The 4,362-nt window shown below is 63.7% G+C and carries 5 protein-coding genes; 2 read left to right on the top strand and 3 right to left on the bottom strand.

Features of this window, described 5'->3' with window-relative positions; translation table 11 throughout:
• Nucleotides 1-268: 268 nt before the first annotated feature.
• Nucleotides 269-454, top strand: a complete 186-nt coding sequence (locus tag LKD37_RS17025) for a hypothetical protein (protein WP_302930263.1) — start codon at nucleotides 269-271, stop codon at nucleotides 452-454.
• Nucleotides 455-501: 47 nt separating this feature from the next.
• Nucleotides 502-1,743: a chitobiase/beta-hexosaminidase C-terminal domain-containing protein gene (locus LKD37_RS17020; RefSeq protein WP_302930262.1), complete on the top strand. Its 1,242-nt coding sequence runs from the start codon at nucleotides 502-504 to the stop codon at nucleotides 1,741-1,743.
• Between the two features lie 151 nt (nucleotides 1,744-1,894).
• Here the strand turns inward: LKD37_RS17020 and LKD37_RS17015 are convergent, their stop codons facing one another.
• The 3 genes from LKD37_RS17015 to LKD37_RS17005 form a co-directional block, all read right to left on the bottom strand.
• A complete protein-coding gene (locus tag LKD37_RS17015; RefSeq protein ID WP_302930261.1) occupies nucleotides 1,895-2,467 on the bottom strand; it encodes an epoxyqueuosine reductase QueH in 573 nt (190 codons plus the stop codon).
• Between the two features lie 3 nt (nucleotides 2,468-2,470).
• Entirely contained in the window at nucleotides 2,471-3,622 is a 1,152-nt protein-coding gene (locus tag LKD37_RS17010; RefSeq protein ID WP_302930260.1) for a Coenzyme F420 hydrogenase/dehydrogenase, beta subunit C-terminal domain, read from the bottom strand.
• A 149-nt stretch (nucleotides 3,623-3,771) separates the two neighbouring features.
• A partial coding sequence (locus LKD37_RS17005; protein WP_302930259.1) for a DDE-type integrase/transposase/recombinase occupies nucleotides 3,772-4,362 on the bottom strand: 591 nt, incomplete at its 5' end.

Below are 4,362 nucleotides of genomic sequence, written 5' to 3'. Positions count from 1 at the left end.
CGCAGCCGGGCGGCTGCGCCCTTCGTATATTCATGCATATTCATAAGGGTGATTAATGACAGGCAGAAGGAAAAATCAAGGGATATTCGGATTGTTTTTTACACTAAAGGGTTATATAATGGTGAGAAATTTTCCGGAAAATTTCGAGGACGCCGTGAGTATCCGGCATTTTTTTGGAGCACGCGGCCAGGCGCTCCTGCCAGGACCGGGGGACATGCGTCCCGGCGGGCAAAACGGACCGTGTGAATGTTTATCCAGGAGGAAAGATATGAGAGAAAACACATCCGTACACCGGCTTCTCCGGCGGGCGCTGTCCCTGTGCCTGGCGGTGGTGCTGACGGTGTCGCTGTGCGTCCCGGCGCTGGCGGCCAACGGAGACCAGGAGAACGGCGGCGTGGTGGGCGTTGCCCCCGACGCCCAGATCTTCTCCATGCAGGTGTTCGGCTGTATCTGACCTACACCGCCCAGGATTCCTCCGGCTTCCTGATCGGCGAGGACGATGTGGAAGCCGAAATCCACACCCAGGAGATCTCTCTGGATTCCTTCGACGAAAACGGGCAGCTGCGGATGAGCTTCCCCTTCGCCTATAAGGACGCTGTGTATGTGGACGACGAGACCGGCGACATCTACGATTACAGCGCCTGGTGCCAGATCGTCCGGGTCCGGGCCTATGACGCTGCCGGACACGTCACCACCTGCAACGCCCTGCTGTATGACACGGTGTATGGCCAGAAGATGTATGAGGAAAGCGGATTCAAGGATGCCCGGTATTCCGACGGCACCATCCGGGGCGATATCCTGGCCCTGGATCCCCTGTGGGACGAAAAGACAGCAACGATGCTCGGTGCCAGCTTCTTCATCACCGACGATATGCTGGATGAAAACGGCAACCTCCACGTCCGGGCCACCCTGGCCCGGGACGCGAACCCTGTGATTTATAACGGCGTCCGGTATCTGCCCCAGGAGGGCAGCCGCCAGGTGGAGTTTGACATTGCCATCCGCCAGGGCGTGAACCTGACCTACGTCAAGACCCTCAGCTCGGCCTTTGCCGAAAACGACTTCGGGACCGTGTATAAGCTGTATCTGTACTATCTGCCGGATACGGAGCCTTCTTCCCTGCGGTTTGACGACGAGCGCATCGCCGACGGCGCGGTGATCTACACCAACGAGGACGCGTTTACCGTCAGCGGCGACATCACCTCCCTGTACGGCAACGTGGGCCTGAAGATCAACGGCAATCAGCTGCTGTATCCCTCCGGGGACCTGAACGTGCTGGCCGAGCCCATCACCCAGGTGTTCTTCTATGGCGCGCAGCTGCAGGAGGGCGAGAACGTAGTGACGGTGGAGTTCACCGACGAGGCCACCGGCGCCGCCACCACCGTGGCCTTCACCGTGGTGAAGGATACCGCGGCCCCCGAGGCTCCCGTCATTGCCCAGGGCGGCGACGGAAAGGTGACCCTGACCGCCGCCGAGGAGGACGTGACCCTGTACTACAGCTATGACGGCACGGAGTGGGTGCTGTATACCGGCCCCTTCGCCCCCACCGCCACGCCGGTGTATGCCAAGGCCGTGGACCGGGCGGGCAACGAAAGCGCTGTCAGCCGGCTGGCGGTGCAGGTGACCGCCTCCCAGCCGGTGCAGACCGGCGACGCCGCCCCCGTGGCGGTGTACACCGCCCTGCTGCTGACGGCGGCGGCTGCCCTGGCGGCGGCCCCGGTGCTGCGCCGCAGACGGGTGAAATAAGCCCATACGCTTCCTTCCTATAACGGGAAATCCCCCGGCCGGAGCCGGGGGATTTCCCGCAAGACTGCCCCAAAAGGGCCCTGCCCTTTTGGGGCAGTCAAAAGCGTGCTGCGGCAGACTGCCGCAGCACGCTTTTGCTATACCCATTCGGTTACTCTGTGATGATCTTCTCCGGCTGCTTCAGGTCCCGGTCGATCTGCTTGCGATAGCGGTCCTCCTCGCTGAACACGCAGCCGCAATATTTCTGCATATAAAATCCCCGCTCCCGGGCCTCCTGCTGGCCAGCCCGGAACCCGGGCCGGAAATCCCGGTACAGAAACGCCACGCCGTAGGCTTCGGCCGCCTCCTCCGCCGTCTGCCGCAGCAGCTCATGGTTCTGGTAGGGGCTGACGAACAGGGTGCTGGTGAAGCTGCCGTATCCGTGCTCTGCCGCATACCGGGCGGTCTCCCACAGGCGGATGTGATAGCAGCGGCCGCACCGGTGGTCGATGTCGCCGCACACCGCCCGGCAGAAGTCCCGCAGGCCATAGTCCTCCCGGACGATGAGCTTCATGCCGATGGCGGGGGCATAGGCCATCAGCGTGTCCCGCCGGGCCTTGTACTCCTGATAGGGGTGGATATTGGGGTTGTACCAGAAGCTCACCGGTTCGATGCCCTCCTCCCGCAGCTGCCGGATGCAGGACACGGAGCACGGTGCGCAGCAGGTGTGCATCAATGTTTCCATGGCTTACTCCTTACGCTTTTTCAGCATCCCCCGCAGCTTCTCCAGAGGCCGGGGCAAGGGGGCGGCGGACAGGAAGCGGTTGCGCACCTGCTGGAAGGGCTGCTGGGCAAAGGCGGCGAAAAAGTCCTCCCGCTGGACGGAGGGGGCCGTGGGGGCCGCCAGCGCCCCGTTGCAGGCCACCGCCTGCTCCAGCGTCAGCTTCTCCCGCTTCAGGGGCAGGGTGTCGAAATAGTGGGCGCCCTTGGCGCTGTTCACCAGCAGCAGAGAGATGCTGTACCGGGGCACCTCCGGGTGAAAGTCCCGGGGCGGCTGATACATACCCAGGGTCAGGTCCGCCGGGCGGTCGGTGCTGGCATAGGGACACCGGTGGCACACCGGCCGCAGAAACAGCCGCTGCCGCAGGCCCCGGCCGAAGTCGGACTTGCCGAAGGGGGCGTCATACTGGGCCCCGCCGTCGAAGCGCACATGGAACCGCCGCTCCTTTTCCCCCGGCAGCTTGCCGCAGAAGCTCACGGCCACCGGCGGCTGCCGCTTGATATAGGCCATGGACCGCACCAGCTGGCTCCACACCCCCGGGGACGACACCCCGCTGCACACCACGTCGCAGGTCAGCAGCCGCTCCGGGTGCTCCCCCAGGAAGTGGTAAAGTCCGTCCACCTGACAAGGGGTGCCGGAAAACAGCACCCGCCGCCCCTGGTCCAGATAGTGCCGCACCCGGCGGAAGCTGTCGCCCAGGTCGCTCTGCACCGGCTTTGCCCCCCGGATCCGGGGCAGCTCCGCCTTGTCCTTCACGGCGATGTGCCGCACCTGCAGCTCCTCATCCAGGGCCGCGCCGAACACCACGCCGCCCTCGTCCAGGATGTACTCCGCCAGCAGGGAGAACACCCCGCCTGCGGTGGAGGCCTGCCGCACGGCGGCGTCCGGGTTCCAGGCGGCGAACACCGCCGGTTCCGGCCGGGGCTCCCGCTGCTTGCGCACCGGGCAGATATGGGCGCAGTGGCCGCACTGGATGCAGGCGTCGGTGACGGTGGGGTACAGGAAGCCCTCCCGGTCCGGCAGCATATGAATGGCCCCCTTGGGGCAGCCGCTGGCGCAGGCGCCGCAGCCGGTGCAGCTGCCGCGCTCCGGCAGCGGGGAAGCGGGATGATTCGTCACGTCCTCATCTCCTTTTCGCTCTTTTTGGCCATTTTACCACATAGGGCAGGAAAACACAAGAGCCGCGCTGCCGCCGGACCTCCGCTTGTGCGGTCTTGCCAGTGCCGGAGTGAAGTCCTCCCGGCGCTTTTTCCACCGGTGTAGGTTTGTCAAACATATTGGACAGCGAACTCATTAGGCGAGAGCCAGCGGAGGGGTCTCATGGGCAAGTTGTTGGCTCGGCGGTTATGGACGGCAAGCTGCTTGGCAAAGTCGTCGAGTGAATAGAACGAATGGCAGGAATAGAAGCGTTTCTGATCCTCACGATGGCTGCGCTCCACCTTGCCGTTGTGGCGCGGCGTGTAGGGCCGGATCAGTTTGTGACGGATGCCCAGCTCGGTGGCAGTTTTCTCGAACAGTGTGGGCAGATCGCGCTTGCTGTTGGAGAAACGGTTGGTAAACTCGAAACCGTTGTCCGTCTGGACACACTCCACTTCTATGCCTCTGCGGGCGTACCACGCCCGCAGCTTGCGCAGGAAGTCCGCCGAGGAATAGGTGGACTGCTCCGGGTAGGCCGCCAGGAAACGCAGCCTCGTGAACTCGTCGATGGCGGTGTACTGGAACAGGCGCAGCTCCGGATCTGCGATACAGCGGCGGGGGACGACCTTGACATCTACCTGCACGCGCTGGCCGGGATAGGTCATCTGCTCGTAAGGCTTTGGCTTGTACGGATTTTTGGGCTTTTCGGCCGGAAACAGGCC

Origin of the sequence: Brotocaccenecus cirricatena (genome assembly GCF_020687045.1) — a bacterium.
In the GTDB taxonomy this organism is placed as follows: Bacteria; Bacillota; Clostridia; order Oscillospirales; family Oscillospiraceae; genus Vescimonas; species Vescimonas cirricatena.
This window is presented reverse-complemented; position numbering and strand designations above follow the sequence as displayed.

Bases quoted from the DNA above. Each gene is read 5' to 3' on its own strand.
- LKD37_RS17015 (WP_302930261.1), bottom strand. From the start codon at position 2,467: ATGGAAACATTGATGCACACCTGCTGCGCACCGTGCTCCGTGTCCTGC.
- LKD37_RS17025 (WP_302930263.1), top strand. From the start codon at position 269: ATGAGAGAAAACACATCCGTACACCGGCTTCTCCGGCGGGCGCTGTCC.